This is a genomic window from Nocardia cyriacigeorgica, from assembly GCF_005863245.1.
In the GTDB taxonomy this organism is placed as follows: domain Bacteria; phylum Actinomycetota; class Actinomycetes; order Mycobacteriales; family Mycobacteriaceae; genus Nocardia; species Nocardia cyriacigeorgica_C.
Genome location: NZ_VBUT01000002.1, coordinates 107,423 through 125,563, shown reverse-complemented (window position 1 = coordinate 125,563; position 18,141 = coordinate 107,423). Strand labels below are relative to the sequence as shown.

Annotated in this window: 21 protein-coding genes; 11 read left to right on the top strand and 10 right to left on the bottom strand. The window is 68.7% G+C overall.

What is annotated here, in order from left to right; genetic code table 11:
• Window positions 1–13 precede the first annotated feature (13 nt).
• The gene (locus tag FEK34_RS03900; protein ID WP_138446494.1) at window positions 14–1,738 is read left to right on the top strand and encodes a TerD family protein; all 1,725 of its coding nucleotides are present in this window, start codon (window positions 14–16) and stop codon (window positions 1,736–1,738) included.
• A 4-nt stretch (window positions 1,739–1,742) separates the two neighbouring features.
• On the opposite strand, the gene FEK34_RS03895 is transcribed toward FEK34_RS03900, so the two are convergent.
• The 3 genes from FEK34_RS03895 to FEK34_RS03885 form a co-directional block, all read right to left on the bottom strand.
• The gene (locus FEK34_RS03895; RefSeq protein WP_138446493.1) at window positions 1,743–2,474 is read right to left on the bottom strand and encodes a TetR/AcrR family transcriptional regulator; all 732 of its coding nucleotides are present in this window, start codon (window positions 2,472–2,474) and stop codon (window positions 1,743–1,745) included.
• Between the two features lie 109 nt (window positions 2,475–2,583).
• Complete coding sequence (locus FEK34_RS03890; RefSeq protein WP_249358778.1) at window positions 2,584–4,041, bottom strand: DUF1254 domain-containing protein; 1,458 nt, start codon at window positions 4,039–4,041, stop codon at window positions 2,584–2,586.
• Between the two features lie 102 nt (window positions 4,042–4,143).
• Window positions 4,144–4,386: a hypothetical protein gene (locus FEK34_RS03885; protein WP_171048068.1), complete on the bottom strand. Its 243-nt coding sequence runs from the start codon at window positions 4,384–4,386 to the stop codon at window positions 4,144–4,146.
• A 322-nt stretch (window positions 4,387–4,708) separates the two neighbouring features.
• On the opposite strand from FEK34_RS03885, the gene FEK34_RS03880 reads away from it, so the two are divergent.
• The 3 genes from FEK34_RS03880 to FEK34_RS03870 all read left to right on the top strand — a co-directional run bounded on the left by FEK34_RS03880 (window position 4,709) and on the right by FEK34_RS03870 (window position 6,796).
• Window positions 4,709–4,984, top strand: a complete 276-nt coding sequence (locus tag FEK34_RS03880; protein ID WP_138446920.1) for a hypothetical protein — start codon at window positions 4,709–4,711, stop codon at window positions 4,982–4,984.
• Window positions 4,985–5,057: 73 nt separating this feature from the next.
• Entirely contained in the window at window positions 5,058–6,296 is a 1,239-nt protein-coding gene (locus FEK34_RS03875) for a MerR family transcriptional regulator (RefSeq protein WP_171048037.1), read from the top strand.
• Window positions 6,293–6,796, top strand: coding sequence for a hypothetical protein (locus FEK34_RS03870; RefSeq protein ID WP_138446491.1), 504 nt, complete (start codon window positions 6,293–6,295; stop codon window positions 6,794–6,796). Before FEK34_RS03875 ends, FEK34_RS03870 begins: the two co-directional genes overlap by 4 nt.
• Before the next feature lie 299 nt (window positions 6,797–7,095).
• Here the strand turns inward: FEK34_RS03870 and FEK34_RS03865 are convergent, their stop codons facing one another.
• The 4 genes from FEK34_RS03865 to FEK34_RS03850 form a co-directional block, all read right to left on the bottom strand.
• Window positions 7,096–7,515, bottom strand: coding sequence for a hypothetical protein (locus FEK34_RS03865; RefSeq protein ID WP_138446490.1), 420 nt, complete (start codon window positions 7,513–7,515; stop codon window positions 7,096–7,098).
• Between the two features lie 171 nt (window positions 7,516–7,686).
• Window positions 7,687–8,910 carry an RNA polymerase sigma factor gene (locus FEK34_RS03860; RefSeq protein WP_138446489.1) on the bottom strand — a complete coding sequence of 408 codons (1,224 nt, stop codon included), beginning with the start codon at window positions 8,908–8,910 and terminating at the stop codon, window positions 7,687–7,689.
• Window positions 8,907–9,251 carry a YciI family protein gene (locus tag FEK34_RS03855; RefSeq protein ID WP_138446488.1) on the bottom strand — a complete coding sequence of 115 codons (345 nt, stop codon included), beginning with the start codon at window positions 9,249–9,251 and terminating at the stop codon, window positions 8,907–8,909. Before FEK34_RS03855 ends, FEK34_RS03860 begins: the two co-directional genes overlap by 4 nt.
• A gap of 136 nt (window positions 9,252–9,387) precedes the next feature.
• Window positions 9,388–10,332 (bottom strand): MerR family transcriptional regulator, encoded by a 945-nt coding sequence (locus tag FEK34_RS03850; protein ID WP_138446487.1) that lies wholly within the window; start codon window positions 10,330–10,332, stop codon window positions 9,388–9,390.
• Between the two features lie 472 nt (window positions 10,333–10,804).
• Here FEK34_RS03850 and FEK34_RS03840 point away from each other — a divergent pair, with 472 nt between their 5' ends.
• Window positions 10,805–11,758 carry an acyl-ACP desaturase gene (locus FEK34_RS03840; protein ID WP_138446486.1) on the top strand — a complete coding sequence of 318 codons (954 nt, stop codon included), beginning with the start codon at window positions 10,805–10,807 and terminating at the stop codon, window positions 11,756–11,758.
• A gap of 12 nt (window positions 11,759–11,770) precedes the next feature.
• Here FEK34_RS03840 and FEK34_RS03835 read toward each other — a convergent pair whose 3' ends face one another.
• Both FEK34_RS03835 and FEK34_RS03830 read right to left on the bottom strand, forming a co-directional pair.
• Window positions 11,771–13,540, bottom strand: coding sequence for a sensor histidine kinase (locus tag FEK34_RS03835; RefSeq protein ID WP_138446485.1), 1,770 nt, complete (start codon window positions 13,538–13,540; stop codon window positions 11,771–11,773).
• A gap of 4 nt (window positions 13,541–13,544) precedes the next feature.
• Complete coding sequence (locus tag FEK34_RS03830; protein WP_138446484.1) at window positions 13,545–14,222, bottom strand: response regulator transcription factor; 678 nt, start codon at window positions 14,220–14,222, stop codon at window positions 13,545–13,547.
• Window positions 14,223–14,340: 118 nt separating this feature from the next.
• Here FEK34_RS03830 and FEK34_RS03825 point away from each other — a divergent pair, with 118 nt between their 5' ends.
• On the top strand, window positions 14,341–14,706 hold the full coding sequence (locus FEK34_RS03825; RefSeq protein WP_171048035.1) for a PepSY domain-containing protein: 366 nt from the start codon (window positions 14,341–14,343) through the stop codon (window positions 14,704–14,706).
• A 56-nt stretch (window positions 14,707–14,762) separates the two neighbouring features.
• Here the strand turns inward: FEK34_RS03825 and FEK34_RS03820 are convergent, their stop codons facing one another.
• The gene (locus FEK34_RS03820; RefSeq protein WP_138446482.1) at window positions 14,763–15,800 is read right to left on the bottom strand and encodes a beta-ketoacyl-ACP synthase III; all 1,038 of its coding nucleotides are present in this window, start codon (window positions 15,798–15,800) and stop codon (window positions 14,763–14,765) included.
• An 88-nt stretch (window positions 15,801–15,888) separates the two neighbouring features.
• Here FEK34_RS03820 and FEK34_RS03815 point away from each other — a divergent pair, with 88 nt between their 5' ends.
• The 5 genes from FEK34_RS03815 to FEK34_RS03795 all read left to right on the top strand — a co-directional run bounded on the left by FEK34_RS03815 (window position 15,889) and on the right by FEK34_RS03795 (window position 18,106).
• The gene (locus FEK34_RS03815) at window positions 15,889–16,470 is read left to right on the top strand and encodes a TetR/AcrR family transcriptional regulator (RefSeq protein WP_138446481.1); all 582 of its coding nucleotides are present in this window, start codon (window positions 15,889–15,891) and stop codon (window positions 16,468–16,470) included.
• Between the two features lie 151 nt (window positions 16,471–16,621).
• Window positions 16,622–17,047 carry a DUF4383 domain-containing protein gene (locus FEK34_RS03810; RefSeq protein WP_138446919.1) on the top strand — a complete coding sequence of 142 codons (426 nt, stop codon included), beginning with the start codon at window positions 16,622–16,624 and terminating at the stop codon, window positions 17,045–17,047.
• Window positions 17,048–17,079: 32 nt separating this feature from the next.
• A complete protein-coding gene (locus FEK34_RS03805; protein ID WP_138446480.1) occupies window positions 17,080–17,490 on the top strand; it encodes a phage holin family protein in 411 nt (136 codons plus the stop codon).
• Window positions 17,490–17,849, top strand: a complete 360-nt coding sequence (locus tag FEK34_RS03800) for a DUF3618 domain-containing protein (RefSeq protein ID WP_212748692.1) — start codon at window positions 17,490–17,492, stop codon at window positions 17,847–17,849. Before FEK34_RS03805 ends, FEK34_RS03800 begins: the two co-directional genes overlap by 1 nt.
• Entirely contained in the window at window positions 17,846–18,106 is a 261-nt protein-coding gene (locus FEK34_RS03795; RefSeq protein ID WP_138446478.1) for a DUF4235 domain-containing protein, read from the top strand. The genes FEK34_RS03800 and FEK34_RS03795 overlap by 4 nt, the downstream gene beginning before the upstream one ends.
• Window positions 18,107–18,141 lie beyond the last annotated feature (35 nt).

Below are 18,141 nucleotides of genomic sequence, written 5' to 3'. Positions count from 1 at the left end.
TAGTTCGACCACGATGAAACTCAGCAAGGGCGCGAACGCGCCGGTACCGACTTCGCTTCTAGCCGTGGTTGTTTCATGGCGTTCGGAGCATGCGGTGGACGCGCACGCGCTGCTGCTCACGGATTCGGGCACGGTGCGCAACGATCGTGATCTGGTGTTCTACAACGCGCCCCGGCACATCTCCCAGGCCGTCACCCTCGATCAGGCGGCCCCGGCGGGCACGGCACGGCTGAGTGTGTCGTTGCCGCGCACCGAAGCCGAGATCGCGCGCATCGTCGTGTCCGGGTCGGTGGACGACGGCAGCTTCGCCGATGTCGCGGGCCTCACCGTCACGGTGCACGATGCCGACGGCGCGATCGCGGTGTTCGAGATCGAGGGCTCGGAGCCGGTCACCGCGATGATGTTCGGTGAGTTCTATCGGCGCGAGGGGCAGTGGCGATTCCGGGCCGTGGCGCAGGGCTGGGCGTCCGGGATGACCGGGCTGGTCACCGAGTTCGGTGTGGTCGTCGACGAGCCGGGCAGGCAGGCCGCACCATCGCAGGCACGTGAGCGCACCCAGGGCTCCGTGCTCACGCAGGAACCGGCGCGCACCGCACCGACGCTGACGTTGCGTCGCGATGCCGTCGTGGAACTGCCCGCCGAACCCGGACCGCCGCCGAACGCCGAGCGAGCCGACTGGCACGTCGACCCGCATGACAGTGCCCGGCTGCGCTGGTGGGACGGCTCGCACTGGACCGGCGACACCCGCCCTCGCCTGCCCGCACAGCCGCACACCTGCGATCGGTGCGGTAACCGCAGGCGCCGCAAGCTCTTCGGCGGACACCACCCGTGCCGCGGCTGCGCCGAGGAGATCGAGGAGTATCTGACCCACTGGCACACCCAGGTCTGGCGGGTGCTGTCCGGTCCGGGACCGCAGGGTCCCGAATGGGAGCAGCTGTGGGCGTCGCTGCGATATCAGCGCATCGACGAGAGCGTCGGGCGCGCATCCCTGCATCCGCTCGCGCTCGACCATATGGAGCGGATGGTGGCCTTCGCGATGGCCGACGGCCAGATCGAGGGCCCGGAATTCGAGCGCTTCAAGGAGACCATCGCCGAACTACAGCTCACCGGACCCGCGATCGACGACCTGTACCGCCGGATGCATCGCGGCCGCACCCTCACCCGGTTGCGCGCCGGGGACCTGCCGACGGTACGCGGCCACGGCCTGCACCTGGACCCCGAGGAGAAGGTGCACTTCGACGCGGACGCCACGCAGATTCGCGTGCTGGCCAAGGGGCCCAAGTACACCGACGGGCGGCTGATCGTCAGCAATAAGAAGCTGCGGTTCGTCGGTTCCGACTCCGGGATCGAGATGCCGTGGTCACGGATCGTCTCGGTCGCCATCGAGCGCGAGGACACCTCCGGTGCCGACACCGTGGTGATCGCCGCGACGTCGGCGCGCGGCGGGGCCCGCTTCGCCGTCGACGATCCGCACTACCTGGCCGCGGCCGTCGAGGGTGCGCTGCGGGTCGCCAAACGCCTGGCTCTCACGCCAGGGCAGCGCGACACCAGGAGCATCCCGCAGGAGGTGAAAGCCGAGGTCTGGCAACGCGACGGCGGGCGATGCGTCGAATGCGGCGACGGTCATTACCTGGAGTTCGACCACATCATTCCGCTCAGCCGCGGCGGCGCCACCAGCGCCACCAACCTGCAGATCCTGTGCCGGGCCTGCAACCGCGCCAAGGGCGCCCGGATCTGAGCGCTCAGCCGGGAATGAGTCCGGCGGAGCGGCCGAGGTCGGCCAGCATGGCGTCGAACAGCACCTCCGGATTCGACAGCGGCACCGGATAGTTGCCGAACACCTCGAGGGTGACGTGCCCGTACAGCCGCGCCCAGATCTGGATCATCAGATAGGTGACGCCGAGGTCGATCCGGTCGGCGGCGGCGGGCTGGCCCGCCTCGGCGAGCGCGCCAAGCAGTTCGGCCTGGAAGCGTTGCAGGTCGGCGCGTAGTTCGTCCGGGATGTCGTCGGCGGGCGGGGTGATGACGTCGTAGGTGGCCAGCAGCCTGCCGGCGGCGGCCAGGAAGATCCGGCCGAACGGCTCGTCGAAGCCGCGCACGCCGCGCCCGGCGCCCGGCGAGGCGAACACGAGCGTGAATTCCCTGGTGTGGGCCAGCGCCCAGTGCCGGAACCCCTGGCAGATGGCGAAGAACTGGACCGCGCCGTCGTCGGGGAGTTCGGCGATCCGGTCCGACAGTTCGGCGGCCAGGTCGGCGCAGATCTCCAGGCGCAGGGCTTCCATCAGGTCGTCGAGCGATTTGTAGTACCGGTACAGCGCGGGTGCGGTGACCCCGAGCGAGCGGGCGATCGCGCGCAGCGTGACCGCGTCCGCGCCGTGCTCGACCAGAAGTTCCCTGGCCGCGCGCCGGATGTCGGCGTCGGTGATCACCGGCGCGCGCCCACGCGGCACGGGTTGGCTGATCCGGAGGTTCACACCGGAAGATGTAACCACAACCGGCCGACGAGTAAACGCCGTTTAGTAATGTCGGTTAACTCACCCTGCCGGTCGACGCCGCCACACGCTCGATCCGCACTCGACCTGGTCAGGTGACCGGTTCGAGCGGCGGCGGCACCCACGCACCGGTCCGAGCCGCTTCCTTCGGCGCGTACATCCGCAGCACCAGCGAAAACTGTCCCGCGGGCGGGATCGGCAACCAGTTCCCGGCGGGCACCGCGGAACCGGGATCGGCGTATTGGACCGCGAGCTCGAGCGAGCCATCAGGCTGGAAGACCACCGGAACCTGATGACCGATGGAGTAGATCCCGGCCGGGTTGGCGATCAGATGCCCCTCGGGACCGTAGGCCGTCAGCGACCAGAAGGCGTCCACCGGCGGCGTCTGGCCGGGTGCGAACCGGAGCCGGAACGGGACCGGCAGCCCCTGGTCGCCCGCGTCGCCGAACAACGTCGGGTAGATGACGTCCTCGGCGACGTTCGCGCCGAGTCCACGGTCGGCGGTGGAGGCCCGCAGCAGATAGTTGGTCCCGTAGCGGCCGATGGCGGTATTGATCACCCAGCCGTTGACCGTCCTGGTCCCGGGATCGAGGTACACCGCGATCTGCCGCTGGGCGGTGTCCGCGCCCGCGGTCAGTTCTTCGGTGCCGATGCCGCGGGGGCGCCCGCCCGGGGTGATGCCGATGGTCGCGAAACGGTCGAGCGCGGGCGCGTCGCCGGGGGCGGGCGGGTTGTCGTCCATCAGTGCGCACATGCGCTCGAAGAAGTCGCGGGCGGGCATGCGCGCCACCACATCGACGGGCGGTTCCGGCAGTTCCACCGGGCCGTCGGGGGCGAGGGCCGGCGCACCGTCGTCGGGCGGCCACGCACTCAACGGCAGCAGCCTCAGCCGGGTTTGAATGTCGCGGACGGCCTGCACATCGCCGGGACCGTTCACCTGGATCCGGCCAAGCAGCCACACCATCCGGGTCGGCATGGGTAGCGCCCGCATCCCTTCCGGCACCTCGCCCGACCACCCGGGGCCCGAAATCAGATACGTGTAGGGCGCCCCCGCGCTCTCGGCCTGCGGACGCACGCTGCTCGGGTTGTGCACGGTGTTGGTCCAGGCATCCAGCAGCTGCATGATCCAGTAGCGGCGCGGATCGATCGCCGGCACCTGCAACACCATGGGTTCCGCACGCAGATCGAGCCACGCCGAGGAGTACAGGGTGTCCAGGCCCACCCGGCGCGCGCCGCGACTGCTGGGGACCGGCAGGGCGGTGCCGTGCAGGAACCGGTTGTTGCCGCTATCGGCGGTCATCGCGGCACGAGTGGCGTCCATGAGCACGAGCGGATAGCCGAAGACGTAGGCCTCGGTCGCGACGTCGACGCGGTCCTCGGGCGTACCGGAGGGCGTGGCCGTACCGTCGTCGGCGGATTCGCCGCAGGCCGCGAGACCGGCGGCGGCGACCATCGCCCCGAGCACGGCGCGGCGGGAAAACGCCGGTCGCTCATCGGATGCCGAGTCCGGTGCCGCCGGCCCGGCGTACTTCGGTGCGGTGCGACTCATCGCCGAACTCCCTGCTTTCCGAGATCGCCGGAGGTGGAGAGATACGCGAGGAAGTATAGCCACCGATTTGCCGGCTCAGGCCGGCAGCGCGACCGCAGGGATTCAGGTGCCGAGCACGGCATTCATGATGGTGCCCGCACTGGTGGCGACGGTGCCGCCGATCATCGCGCCCGCGACCATCTTCGGCGACTGCAGCGAACCGCCGCTCCACTTCTCCCAGGCGAAACGACCGCCTGCATAGATGATGCTGATGATCCCCGAGAACATGGCCAGCCAGGTGGCGTACCGGACGAACTGCTCGGCCTTGTCGGCCAGCGGCGGCGGCTCGGGTGTGGGGTCGCTCATCTGCGCGAGCGTCGTGACCGTGTCCACCAGTGACGTCGAGATACTCACGTCCCTACCCTCTCCGTGCAACCGAACCGATATCCACTGCGCAGGGACGTAAAACGTTCCACACCAAGCGAATCGACGCGTCCGGTGGTGTCCCCCGCGCTCCCCATCATCCCGGACCCTCATCGGATACCGCAAGTGTTGGCACACAGCGGTTTTGACCACCGATGCGACGCGAAAACGCCAGTTCAGGGCCACGTGACTGCGATCGGCGGAATGACCGGATATGATTTGCACGAAGAGTTCCCGCCCACCCCGAACCAGAGTGAGCAGCGAGATGATCCTGGCCGCCGTTTACGACACCGTCGCGCAAATCGGCAACCCCACTCCCGAAGCGCCGCCGATGTCGGAGAAGATCCTCCAACTCGTCCGCTACCTGACCTGGTTCGTGCTGCTGTCCGGGGTCTGCGGCATCATCTACGCGGGCGGCAAGTTCGCCTGGGAGAAGTGGACCGGCGGCGGTCTGGAGTCACCGAAGATGGTCGCCGGCGCGATGATCGGTGGTGTGGTCGCCACCAGCGCGGGCACCATCATGAACGCCGTCATCGGCTGATTCCACCCGCACCGGCGGACATCGTCACCGGTGAGCTTGACCTTCGAGTTGGTTGAAGGCCGATGATGGCCGGGTGACTGCGGACAGGCAACTGATCACCATCGGAGTGCTGGCGCGCGCGTGCGGGCTGACGCCGAGCGCGTTGCGCTTCTACGACGACTGCGGGCTCCTGGTGCCCGCCGAGGTCGACGCCGCAACCGGCTACCGCTACTACACCGACGACCAGCGCGAACGCGCGGTGCTCATCCGCAAACTGCGCGATATCGGCATCGGGCTCGACACGGTCGCCGCGATCCTGTCCGCAGAACCTGGCGAGGCGGCGCGGCTACTCGACGAGCACGTGGACGCGATGGCGCGACGCGCCGAGGACGCTGCGGCGACGGCTGCCGCCATCAAATCCGAACTCGCCGCCCTGCCTCGTGTGTCCCTGCCGGGCGCACTGCTCGCGGAGGCGATCGGGCAGGTCGGTTCGGCGGTCGCGCGCGGCGGCGAGTTCCCGGTGCTCACCGGCATTTTCGTCGAAGCCGCGCGCGAGGCCGTCGTCCTCACCGCCACCGACCGCTACCGGCTGACCACTCGCACGCTCGTACCGCGTCAGTGGACGGGTGCGAGCTGGTCACGGGTCGTGGACGCGGACGAGCTGGCACGGGCCGTGCCGTGGATGATCGACCAGGCCGATGTCGTGCTGAGTCCACGCGCCGGCGCCGTGCAGCTGGCCGGCGCCGCGACCGAGCACCAGTGCACCACGATCGAGGAGCAGTTCCCGGACTACCGGGCGCTGCTGGCGGACCTGGCGCCGGTGCGGACCCGGGTGATCGTGGGGCGCGGTGAGCTGATCGACGCCGTCGAATCTGGCGGGGACGTTCTGTGCATGTCGATCGATGCGGGTGCCGTGACCGTCGGCGGGACCGGTGTGCTCCCGACGACTGATCCCGGAGCCGAAAGAAGCGGGCCGGCGGCAGGCGATCCGACCGCCGATGCCGGCGAGCATCGCGCGAGGGACGGCAGCAACCCCAGCTCGCGGAGGGTCGGCGAATCCGGTTCCGAGACCGAGCGTGACCCGGGCACCAGCGGGAAGCGAACGGCATGCGCACTGACGATCCCCGCGACGGTGACCGGCCCGGACATCACGCTGGCCTTCGCTCGCTCCACCCTGCGCCCCGCCCTCACCGCCGCCGTCGGCCCCGACATCATGCTCGACATCGCCGCACCCGACCTGCCCGTCGTCATCCGCTCGGCCACCGACGGCGATCTCACCACGCTCGCCATGCCGACCCGTCTGCCCACCACCTCCGAGGAGAATCCCGCATGACCGATCCGACCATGGCCGCCATCACCGAGGCCGTCACCCGCGGCCGCGCAGGCGACGATGCCGGCGCCCGCACGGCGCTCACCGAACTGTGGGCCGATATCGGCCCGCACGGCGACCCGTTCCACCGCTGCACCCTCGCCCACTATCTCGCCGACCTGCACGACGATCCCGCCGAGGCGCTGACCTGGGACGTCCGCGCCCTTGACGCCGCCGAAGCGCTCACCGACTCCCGGACACAGCAATTCGACGCCGCCCTCGAGGTCCGTGGCTTCTTCCCGTCACTGCACCTCAACCTCGCCGACAACTACCGCCGCCTCGCCTCCTTCGACGCCGCCCGTAGTCAGGTCGACGCCGCCCGCCGCCACCTGGATGCCCTGCGCGACGACGCATACGGCGCCATGATCCGTACCGCGCTCGACGAGGTGGAAGCGGCCATCGACGCCGGTAACACCGGGCGCCGGGACTCTGCCCCGACTGGCCGACCTAGCGAGCGCGGGTGAGTGGACGTGTCGACCGTCCGCGTTGCGCAGTCGCGCCCCTCGCGCCGACTTCGGACAGCGCGATGAGCGCGCCTTCACCGTTGAGCAGCCGCGCGCTTTCCCGCACATAGAACGGGTTGCCGCCGGTGCGCGGTCAGGTCGAGAACGTTCGACACCTCTGGCGCGGTAGAGGTTCTCGAATTCCGCCGAACCAGTCGGCGCACTGCGAGTTCGCCGCCAGCGCTCGTGAGCCGAGCATGCCGGTGGGCGATCACACCACGGCGATCTGCGCCGGTGATCGCCCACCGAGGTGTTGCCGATCAGCGCCGCTGCAACGTCACCCCGGCCAGCGGGTACGGCGCCGCGAGCGGAGTGTTTGCGATATTGATCGTCCCGATCCAATGCCCTTGGCGCGGATCGATATCGCGCAGATCCAGCCCGATCGGCACGAAGTCGAAGCTCACGTAGGTTTCGTCGGTGCCGACCGGGCGCTGGTGCCCTGCCCTGCTGAAGGTCGGGCAGACCAGCACGACCGTCCTGCCGTCCACGAACACTTGCAGATCGCAATTCTCCAGCGGAGATCCGATGACGTTCGAGGGATGCCGGACCACGTGGTAGGTCCCCGGCGGGATGACTCCGTTGCGCGGGAATTCCGGATCCTGCGCGGAAGCGACGGCAGGCGCGAGGCCGAGCGCCGCCGCGGCGAGCGCGACACCGGCCACCAGATGACGAGGTTTCACTGCGGCTCCTTCGGGTTTTCGTCCACCGTAGGCGGCACCGTCCGCGCGGGCCCGCCGCGAGCCATGCGTGTCGCCGCGGGAGTCGACCGCTTCCGTTCCGCCGGACTGATCATCCGTTCCATGGCCTCGGATCGCCAGTTGTCCAGCGACGTCGGCACGCTCGACGCCATCTCAAGAAGTTCGTCGCGGATCGCGCCGCTCCTCGAACAGCCCGAGGCGCTGCTCGAGCACGGCCTGTTCGGCCGGATTGCGGGTGAGTGCGAGGGCGCGCTGGTCGGCGGCGAACGCTTCGTCGGCGCGGCCGAGTTCGCGCAGGAGTTCGGCGCGGGTGGCGTGCAGCAGGTGATAGTTCGCCAGCGGGCCGGCCAGCTCGTCCAGTTCGGCCAAGGCCGCGCGTGGTCCCTCGGTGCGGGCGAGCGCGACGGCGCGGTGCAAGCGGATCACCGGTGACGGCGTGAGCCGCAGCAGCATGTCGTAGAGCACGACGATCTGCGGCCAATCGGTGGCCTCCCAGGCCGGGGCCTCGGCATGGCAGGCGACGATCGCCGCTTGCAGCTGGTACGGACCCGGGCATTTGCGCCTGCCGGCCTCGGCGAGCAGCCGGATCGCACGGTCGATGGCGGCGTGATCCCACTGCGTTCGATCCTGGTCGCGCAGCAGCACGATTCGTCCGTCGGCGTCGAATCGGGCGGCGGCCCTGGCGCGATGCAAGCGGATCAACGCGAGCAGGCCCATGACCTCCGGTTCGCCCGGCAGCAGACGGTCGGTCAGGGTAGCGAGCCATTCGGCGTCGGCGGCCAGATCGCGGCCGCCGGAGTGCTCGGTGGCGAGATAGCCCTCATTGAACAGCAGGTAGATGACGGCCAGCACCTCGCTCAACCGGTCACCCAGCTCGTCGTCGCGCGGGATGCGGTAGGGAATGCCTGCTTGGCTGATCTTGCGTTTCGCGCGGGTGATGCGTTGAGCCACCGTCGATTCCGAGATCAGGAAGGCTTTCGCCAACTGGGCCGTACTCAGCCCGCACACCATGCGCAACGTCAACGCCACCTGCGCTTCGCGGGACAGGGCCGGGTGGCAGCAGGTGAACATCAACCGCAGCCGGTCATCGGGCTCGTCGTACACCGGCCACTGCAATTGCCGCAGCTTGTCCCGATAGTTCGCCTCGCGCCGCAGCACATCCAGCCCGCGCCGGCGCGCCACGGTGAACAGCCACGCCTGCGGTTGCTCGGGGATCCCGTCCACCGGCCAGGTCCGCAGCGCCTTCTCCACCGCATCCGACACCAGGTCCTCGGCGGCGGAGAAATCACCGAGCAGCGACACCAGCGCCGACGCCAGCCTGCTGCCGTGCTCGCGAACCACCTCCGCGAGCACGGCAGCAGCCTGCGGCTCGGTCACATCAGGACCGGCCGGATCTCGACCAGCGGGCATCCCGGCCAGGTCCGCGCCATCGCCAGCGCCTCGTCCAGATCGGCCACCTCGACCTCGACATACCCGCTGACCACCTCCTTGCCCTCCACGAACGGACCATCGGTGATCAACGGTTCACCCTCGGTGTCGAGCCGCACCGTCGTCGCCGTCCCGGGCTCGGCCAGCTTGCGATTGTGCAGAATCCGGTCCGAATACCGCGCCAACCACGCTTGAACCTCCCCGAACCCCCGATCCAGCTCCTCCTGATCCATCGCCTCCCACTTCTTCTCCCACTGCTCGGTCTCGCAGAACATCAGCACGTATTTCATGCCGGTTCACCTCCTTCTACCCATTAGACGATCGGGAGTCGCCGGAATCCGACAACCGGAACACGTAGTTGCCGGACGCCGGTGGGAACGACGCCATCAGACGCACGTTGAACGCCCGGCTGCCGGTCCAGGATGGTCAGCCCAGGCGGTCGAGACGGGTGCGCAGGGCCTGGGCGAAACAAGCGAACACCGGTTCCATATCCGGGTGCGGCGGCCAGCCGTTGATAGCGGCCACCAATTGCCAGTACCGCGTCACCCGAGGGTCGTCGGCGACCTCGAGCCGTTCGAGGATCCACCGGGCCAAGGTGGTGTCATCGGCCCTGCCGAAGGTTTCGGCATAGCGTGCGGTGAGTGCGGCGACAATGGCGGCGGCCTGCTCCGAATCCGGTGCGAGCCCTTCCGTCAGCGCGCGGCCGACCTCCGCACGTACGGTCTCGGTCAGGTCGTGATGCAGACCGGTGGTGTCTCCGTCGGCGCGTTGGGCGGCCTGATACTCGGCCATCCGCCGCACCGCCGCCCGGAAGCCGCCGTCCTGCACCAATTCCACCAGTTCCATCCACGCCTCGACCTGCTCGGCGGTGGCGTCTTCGGGTAGCTCCGGCATGCTCGACCGCAGCAGTTCGACCATGGCCGGATTGGCGTCGGCACTACCGAAGGTGTCGTCGATGAAATCCTCGATGAAGCGGCGCCGTTCGGCATCGGACAGGTTCACCAGTTTGTGCATCAGATCCATCTCCTGAGGGTTCGATTCCCGTTTCGCCACCGCCGACAACACCGCACGCCGCAACCGCAACGTCCGGATCTGCACGTCGAGAGCTGCCGCGTGCGCTGCGGCGACTTCGGCCAACGAGGTCTCCCGAGCCAGCACCCTCCGGACCGTGGCCAGATCGACATCCAGCTCACGCAGCGTCCGAACCAGCTCCAAACGAGCCAGGGCAGCCATGTCGTACAGGCGGTAACCGGCCGGGCTGTAACAGGTCGCCGGAACGATCCCCCGATCGGAATAGAACCGGATCGTCTTCACCGACAGCCCGGTCCGCGCAGCCAAAGCCCCGATCGTGAGAAGGTTCTCGTCGTCCATGCCCACCAGGCTGCACCCTCCCCCTGATGGAGACTCAACCCGACATCGCCGCGGCGGCAAGCCGCACCATTCCCCGATGACGAGATCGGGCCGGACTACACGAGCCGTGGACTCATAATCCATTGGTCGCGGGTTCGAGCCCCGCCCGCCCCACAAAACACCTATCTGCCAGCGAAAACGCGTTGTTCGAATGGCCGGTGATCCGCAGGGGTCTCCCGTTGGGGCAATGTATGTGCGCGCTCGTTGCCCGTCGCGGCGGTGCGGGAGGCTCGCTACACTCGTCTACCAGCTCGATACGGCCGTGGACGCCCGGGACCGGAGGGGTGCGGCGAGCAGGATGCCGGCCGCTCGGTGAATCGAGCACCACACCGATCGGGCTCGTCTAGGGTGTGGGTGCGGTTAGGCCGCACAGTCAGTGATGCGTGATCAGCGGGATGTTCGTGGTGTGCTCCATCGAATTGAAAGGCGCTGCATGGCAAGGGACTTGACGCAACTCGAGCTGCTCACCGAGCTGGAACCGGTGGTGGCGACCAATATCGACCGGCACTTGGCCACGGCCAAGGACTGGCATCCACACGACTACGTGCCGTGGGATGAGGGCCGTAACTTCGCGGCCATGGGCGGGGAGGATTGGCATCCGGAGCAGTCGCGGCTGTCGGAGGTCGCCAAGGTCGCGATGGTGACCAACCTGCTCACCGAGGACAACCTGCCCTCCTACCACCGGGTGATCTCGGAGAACTTCTCCCAGGACGGCGCGTGGGGCACCTGGGTGGGCCGGTGGACGGCCGAGGAGAACCGGCATGCCATCGCCATGCGCGACTACCTGATCTGCACCAGGGCCGTCGATCCGGTCGCCCTGGAGAACGACCGGATGGTGCACATGACCCGCGGTGTGCACGCCCCGGAGGGCTTCGGCGGTGTGCTCGACCAGGTCGCCTACGTGACCATTCAGGAACTTGCCACCCGGATCAGTCATCGCAGCACCGGCCGGGTCTGCGAGGATCCGATCGCCGATCGCATGCTGCAACGCATCGCCGCCGACGAGAACCTGCACATGATGTTCTACCGCAACATCACCGCGGCGGCCTTCGACATCGCCCCGGATCAGACGATGGAATCGGTGACCCACATCGTGAAGACGTTCTCCATGCCGGGCACCCGCATGCCGAACTGGCGTCGCAACGGCGTGCTGATGGTCAAGCACGGGATCTACGATCTGCGCCAGCACCTCGACGAGGTCGTGCTGCCCGTGCTGCGCATCTGGAATGTGTTCAAGCGCAACGATTTCGGTCCGCGCGGTGAACGCAGCCGGGAAGAGCTGGGCGAGTACATGGAGAAGCTGACCCGTGATGTGATCAAGTTCGAGGAGCAGCGCGAACGCATCCTCGCCCGCGAGGCGGCCCGCGAAGCCGCCCGCGTGGGATAGCGCAACCGGGTCTCACGTCACCGGGAGTTCGACGACGAAGCGGGCGCCACCCTGTGGCGCCCCTTCGACGCGGATCGCTCCCTGATGGCGTTCGACGACGTCGCGGACGATAGCGAGACCGAGTCCGGCACCGCCATCGTCGCGACTGCGCGCCTCGTCCAAGCGGACGAAACGCTGGAAAATCCGTTCGCGGTCGGCCTCCGGGACGCCGGAGCCGTCGTCGGCGACGTCGATGATCGCGGTGCCCGCGCTGCGGGTGAGGCCCACGCGCACGGTCGCGGCCGCGTGCCGTTGGGCGTTGTCGACCAGATTGCCCAGCACGCGTGCCAGCTGCGAGCGGCTGCCGGTCACCTCGATCGCCTGATCAGGCAGCGTGTACTCGACCGGGATGCGGTCACCGATCCGGTGCGAGATCTCCTCCTCGATCAATGCCCGCAGATCCACCCGGTCGGCCCGCGGTTGCTCACCCGCGTCGAGCCGGGCCAGCAGCAGCAGATCGGTCGCGAGCTGCTGAATCCGGACGGTATCGCCGAGCACACCGTCCATTTCGAGCAGATCCGGATGCGCCTGCGCCACCTCGAGTTGGGTGCGCAGGCTGGCGATCGGACTGCGCAATTCATGAGCCGCGTCGGCGATGAAGCGGCGCTGGCGTTCCGAGGATTTCTCCAGCGCGGCCAGCGTCTCGTTGGTGGTGACGGCCAGCCTGCCGATCTCGTCGCGTGAGCGCGGTTCGGGGACCCGGCGGGAGAGATCACCGTGCATGATCTCGGCAAGTTCGCGGCGGATGGCCTCCACCGGGCGCAAGGCGCGGCGGGTGACCAGCCAGGTCACGGCGGCGACCACGCCCAGCAGCAGCGGTAGTCCGATCAGCATGGCGCGGCGCGCGTCGGCGACGGCGCTCTCGGCGGTGTCCAGCGACGCAGCCGCGTAGATGATGACCGGTTGCCCGGTCGCGAGGGTGGACGGTAGTGCGGCCAGGCGGAAGTTTTCGGGAGCGTCGGCGTCGGGTGGGGTCAGTGCGACGTCGCTGAAGGTGACTTCCCCGGCGCCGGGTGCCGCGTCGGCCGAGCCTGGAGCGCCGGCGCCGCCACTGCCTGCGCCGCTACCCGAACCCGCGTCGCCGGTGCCTGAGCCCGCGACTGCCGCGCCCACACCTGCCTCGCCCGCCCCCGCGCCGCCCGGTCCGCCCGCACCGCCGACCGCGGCCCCGTTGCCCGCTCCCGCGTTACCCGCTCCGGCCAGGCCCCCGCTGCCCGTTGCTCCCGCATCTGTGCGCCCAGCGCTCCCGGCACCGCTCGAGCCTGTGGCGGACGATCCTTCCGCCTGCTCGTCGCCGGAGCTTCCCTTGCCGCTGCCTTCGGTGCCCTCCTCCTCGTCGTCCTCCTCGTCATCTTCATCTTCTTCTTCGTCGCCCTCGCCGCCGCCTTCACCGGAGGAGCTCTGATCGCCTCCGGTCGCCTGCGGCCTGACGTCCGTGAGCGGGCTGGTGATCGTCAGTTCCTCATCGGCCGCGAGCACCGCTCCGTCGGGCGAAACGACCTGCGCCGGTTCGTCATCGGGATCGGGGAAACGAAGTCGCGCGAGGTCGGTCCCGGCTTCGAGCTGGGCGACGATGTCGTGCGCATTGCCTTCCGCTTGGAGGCTCGCGCTCTCGACCAGGTTGTTGCGCAGCGCCCCGAGCACCAGCAGACCGGTGGCCGTCAGCGCCAGCGCCACCACGACGGTCGCGGCGGTCGTGGTGCGCGCTCGGACCGAACTCCACGGCGAGCTGCGGCGGCGCATTCGGTCACCCACGTTCGGCCGTCAGTCGATAGCCGGCGCCGCGGACGGTGAGGATGGTCCGGCAGGCGAAGGGGGTGTCGATCTTGCGGCGCAGCGCGCTGATGTACACCTCGACGATATTCGGGTCGCCGTCATAGGCGAAGTCCCAGACGTGTTCCAGGATATCGGCTTTCGACACGACCTCGCCCGCGCGGACGGCCAGGTGCTCGAGGACGGCGAACTCCTTGGCGGTGAGCGAGACCTCCTGATCACCACGACGGCACAGCCGGGTCGCGGGGTCCAAGACGAGTTGTCCGACGCGCAGGACCTGGGCGCCCGCGCGAGTCCGCCTGCGCAGCAAGGCGCGGATTCGGGCGACGAGCACCACATACGAAAACGGTTTGCTGAGATAGTCGTCGGCGCCGGTGTCCAGACCCTCCGCCTCGTCGTACTCACCGTCTTTCGCGGTGAGCATCAGCACCGGTGTCTCGTGCCCCGCGGCTCGCAGCGCCGCGCACACCTGGTAGCCGTTCATTCCGGGCAACATGATGTCGAGGATGATCAGGTCATAGTCGGCGGTGGTGGCCCGGTGCAGCCCTTCGGCACCGTCGTGCACCACATCGACGGCGAAACCCTCGGCGGACAAGCCCTTTGCCAGGGCGAGGGCGAGACGTTTCTCGTCCTCGACGATCAGCAGACGCATGCGCCAAGAGTGGCAGATTCTTGCTGAAACGTCCTTCAGGTTGGTTCAGCTCGGCTTCAGCTTCGTCCTGCCACAGTGGTCACCACATTCGCACAGCACTCCCACAGGAGGTTTCACCATGGTCAGCATCCTGCGCCGGGCCACCGCCGGACTTCGCTGGGTCTTCGTCGGTGCCGTGGTCCTGGCGGCCGCGGGTATCGGCGTCGCCGCGCTGATTCTCGGCAACGATTCGCACGCCACCATCTCCCTCGACCGCCCGATCACCGAGTGGTCGCTGATGGCGAACCCGAGCATCGACCGGCAGGAGGCCATGGACACCGCCGCCGCGCAGGTCCCCGATGGCGTCGCGACCTCCGCCGAATTCGATACCGAACTGGGTACCGCGGTCTGGGAGGTCGATGTGCGCACACCGGCAGGCGTCGAATACGACGTGACCATCGACGCCAACACCGGCAAAGTACTCGGCACCGTCGATCAGGACTGACCGTGTCGTAGCGATCGGCCCGGAGGCGGCGCCGGGCCGATCGTCATGCCGGAATCTCAGGCGAAGGCCGGCAGCTGGACCACCTGGCCCGCATAGGCCAGTCCGGCGCCGAAGCCCACCAGCAGCGCGGTATCACCCGGCTGCGATGCCCCGGTACGCAGAAGCTGGTGCATGGCCATGGGAATCGAGGCGGCACTGGTGTTTCCGGTATCCACGATGTCGCGGGCGATGGCCACCGAGTCGGGGATGTGCAGGGCGCGGGTGAGGGCGTCGGTGATGCGCATATTCGCCTGATGCGGGACGAAGGCGTCGAGCTCGTCGACGGTCACGCCCGCCTTGTCGAGTGCGTCGCGGCAGGCCTTCTCCAAGAAGGTGACCGCCCAGCGGAAGACCGCCTGGCCGTTCATGCGGATATAGGGCCGCTCGGTGGTTCCTCCGCTGGCCTCGGCTTCCGCGACCTCGGCGAAGTACTGCTGGAAATCCTTGTCCTGCTTGATCGCCGCGGTCTGGCTGCCATCCGAACCCCAAGCGACGGGGCCGATGCCCTCGGTCTCCGACGGTCCCACGACCACCGCGCCCGCACCGTCGGCGAAGATGAACGCGCAGCTGCGGTCGGTCGGGTCGAGCAGATCCGACAGCCGCTCCACCCCGATCACCAGCACGTGCCGCGCCTGGCCCGCACGCACCAGGTTCGCGGCATTGGCCAGCGCGTAGCAGAACCCCGCACATCCGGCCGACACATCGAATGCGGCGGTGTCGTGCATGCCGAGTTCGGTGGCCACCACCGCGCCCGCCGACGGGCCGAGCACCATCTGCGAGGACGTCGCGAGGATGACCGTGTCGATCTCGCCTGCGGCGAGGCCCGCGGCTTTCAGCGCGTCACGGGCGGCGGCGGTGCTCATGCCGACGATGGTTTCGTCGGCGTCGGCCCAGTGCCGGGCGGCGATGCCGGAGCGAGTGCGGATCCACTCGTCGGAGGAATCGATGCGATCCACGATCTCGGCATTGGGGACGACGCGGCGGGGCCGGTAGATCCCGAGGCCTAGTAGGCCGGCGTGGGCGACGGGGGTGGCGGTGGTGATTTGCGCGGGCACGGGGTTCCTCTCCCTGTGAACCGATCGGTTCACGTCGACGAAGTTCTAACATGGACCGATCGGTTCAATCAAGGCTTGGAGGAATTCAGTGACAGCCGGACCCCGCGCCCGACTGATCGCCGCGACCATCAGCACCGTGCAAGAGCACGGTGTGCACGCCGCCGGCCTGAGTGAACTGCTCAAACGCAGCAATGCCTCACGCAACTCGCTGTACCAGCACTTCCCCGCGGGCAAGACCGAACTGGTGGAGACGGCGGCCCGTATCGTCTCGCGGCTGGTGTATTCGCATGTCAGCGCCATGGCCGACGCCCTCGCGACGGCCCCGACGGTGGAGGGCTGGCTCGACGATCTCTTCGCGTTCTGGCGCGACGCTCTCGAAACCAGCGACTACCGGGCCGGATCGTTCATGATGGCGGCCGCACTGGACGAACTGACCCCGCCCGTGCAGTCCGCGGCCGGGCAGGCGTTCGCCGAATGGACCGCCCGGCTCGCCGACGGATTCGTCGCCGCCGGCGTCGAACGCGCCGCCGCCTGCTCGGTGGCCGGGCTGTTGTTGTCGGTGATCGAAGGCGCCATCGTGCAGAGCCGCGCCCTGAAGTCGGCGCATCCGTTCGACGACGCACGCAACCAGCTCACGGTGCTGCTGGCCCACTACCTGCCGCCGAGCTGACCCCGGGTGTTTGCCGCGGCCGTTGCCGGGCATCCGGCCGATGTCGGGGCCGTGCGGCAAGCAATGCGTGCGCGGCCGGTGCGACGAAAGGACCAGACCCGTGCCGAACAACACCACAGTCACAGCGCGCACGCCGATCCAGCTCGCGGCCATGGTCGTGGGCGCGGCATTTCTGCTGGTAGGAGTCCTTGGATTCATTCCGGGCATCACCACGAACTACGACACCCTGGAATGGGCGGGCCATCATTCAGAAGCCCAGCTGCTCGGCCTGTTCAATGTGTCGATTCTGCACAACCTCGTGCACCTGGCCTTCGGCGTCGTCGGCCTGATCGCAGGCGCGAATCCGCCCGCCGCCCGCAGCTTCCTCATCGGCGGCGGCGCGATCTATCTCGTGCTGTGGATCTACGGCCTCGTCATCGACCAGAACAGCGACGCCAACTTCGTTCCCCTCGACACCGCCGACAACTGGCTGCACTTCGGGCTCGGCCTGGCGATGATCGCGCTCGGCGTGATCCTGCCGCGCACGACCAGCACCGGACAGCATCTGTCGGGGCGCCAACCGGGAATCATCGAGTAGCGCGGGAGACGAACAGGCGAGGAGGATTCACCATGGCCGAGACCTATCACGCGCCGTCGTCGCAGACACGCTCGATCAGCGAACTCGTCGACGACGCCACCACCCAGCTCTCGCGGCTGGTCCGTGACGAGATCCGACTGGCCCGCATCGAAATGCAGGACCGCACAAAGGGAATCGCCACCGGTGTCGGATTGGCAGGCGCCGCGGGCGTGCTCGCCTTCTACGGCGGCGCGGCCTTGATCGCCGCGGCGATACTGGCGCTCGCCTTGGTGCTGCCGGGGTGGGCGGCGGCCCTGATCGTCGGCGGCGCACTGCTCGTCGTCGCGGCGGTGCTCGGGCTGCTCGGCAAGAAGAACGTTTCCGAAGCGACGCCGCCCATTCCGCGTGACGCGGTGGAGGGTGTGCGCGAGGACCTCGATGTTGTCAAGGAATGGAGGCGATGATGGGCGACCCCGAACCCGACGAAGCCGAACTGCTGCGCATGGACCGCGATCTGACCCGCCGCGAGCTCGGTGAGACCGTCGCCGAGCTGAGCGGCAAGTTCGATGTCCGATCCCGGGCCGAGGACAAGATGCACGATGTCGCCGAGGCCGGGCGGCACCGGGTGAGCGAGGCGAAGTCCGCCGTGCTCCACACCACCGACCAGGCTCGCGGCAAGGCCAAGCATCTCGCGCCCGCACCGGTCGTCGACCGCACCGAGCGCGTGCTCGAGACCGCGCGCCGCAGACCCGCCTACCTCGCGGCCGCCGCTGCCGCCGCGTTCGCGCTGGCCTGGTTGATCGTGCGCTGGAGGCGGGCATGAAGGTGCTCTACAAGCCGCTCGGCGCCCTCGTCGGCGTTCTCGGCGGCATCGCCGCCAGCGCCGTCTTCGCCCAGGTCTGGCGCCGATTGAGCGGCGAAGACCAAGCCCCCGACGCCACCGCCCGCGACTACGGCTGGCGAGAAGTTCTCCTCGCCGCAGCCCTGCAGGGTGCGATCTTCGGTGTGGTGAAGGCGGCGGTCGACCGCGCAGGTGCGACCGGATACCAGCGGGTCACGGGGACCTGGCCGGGGAACTGAACGGGCTCTCCTTCCGATGCGATCGGTGCAGTTGC

Coding starts and splice junctions, on each gene's coding strand:
- FEK34_RS03825 (WP_171048035.1), top strand. CDS start 14,341: ATGGTCAGCATCCTGCGCCGGGCCACCGCCGGACTTCGCTGGGTCTTC.
- FEK34_RS03800 (WP_212748692.1), top strand. CDS start 17,490: ATGGGCGACCCCGAACCCGACGAAGCCGAACTGCTGCGCATGGACCGC.
- FEK34_RS03840 (WP_138446486.1), top strand. CDS start 10,805: ATGGCAAGGGACTTGACGCAACTCGAGCTGCTCACCGAGCTGGAACCG.
- FEK34_RS03890 (WP_249358778.1), bottom strand. CDS start 4,041: ATGAGTCGCACCGCACCGAAGTACGCCGGGCCGGCGGCACCGGACTCG.
- FEK34_RS03835 (WP_138446485.1), bottom strand. CDS start 13,540: ATGCGCCGCCGCAGCTCGCCGTGGAGTTCGGTCCGAGCGCGCACCACG.
- FEK34_RS03880 (WP_138446920.1), top strand. CDS start 4,709: ATGATCCTGGCCGCCGTTTACGACACCGTCGCGCAAATCGGCAACCCC.
- FEK34_RS03795 (WP_138446478.1), top strand. CDS start 17,846: ATGAAGGTGCTCTACAAGCCGCTCGGCGCCCTCGTCGGCGTTCTCGGC.
- FEK34_RS03830 (WP_138446484.1), bottom strand. CDS start 14,222: ATGCGTCTGCTGATCGTCGAGGACGAGAAACGTCTCGCCCTCGCCCTG.
- FEK34_RS03850 (WP_138446487.1), bottom strand. CDS start 10,332: ATGGACGACGAGAACCTTCTCACGATCGGGGCTTTGGCTGCGCGGACC.
- FEK34_RS03810 (WP_138446919.1), top strand. CDS start 16,622: ATGGTCGTGGGCGCGGCATTTCTGCTGGTAGGAGTCCTTGGATTCATT.
- FEK34_RS03805 (WP_138446480.1), top strand. CDS start 17,080: ATGGCCGAGACCTATCACGCGCCGTCGTCGCAGACACGCTCGATCAGC.
- FEK34_RS03870 (WP_138446491.1), top strand. CDS start 6,293: ATGACCGATCCGACCATGGCCGCCATCACCGAGGCCGTCACCCGCGGC.
- FEK34_RS03855 (WP_138446488.1), bottom strand. CDS start 9,251: ATGAAATACGTGCTGATGTTCTGCGAGACCGAGCAGTGGGAGAAGAAG.
- FEK34_RS03900 (WP_138446494.1), top strand. CDS start 14: ATGAAACTCAGCAAGGGCGCGAACGCGCCGGTACCGACTTCGCTTCTA.
- FEK34_RS03885 (WP_171048068.1), bottom strand. CDS start 4,386: ATGAGCGACCCCACACCCGAGCCGCCGCCGCTGGCCGACAAGGCCGAG.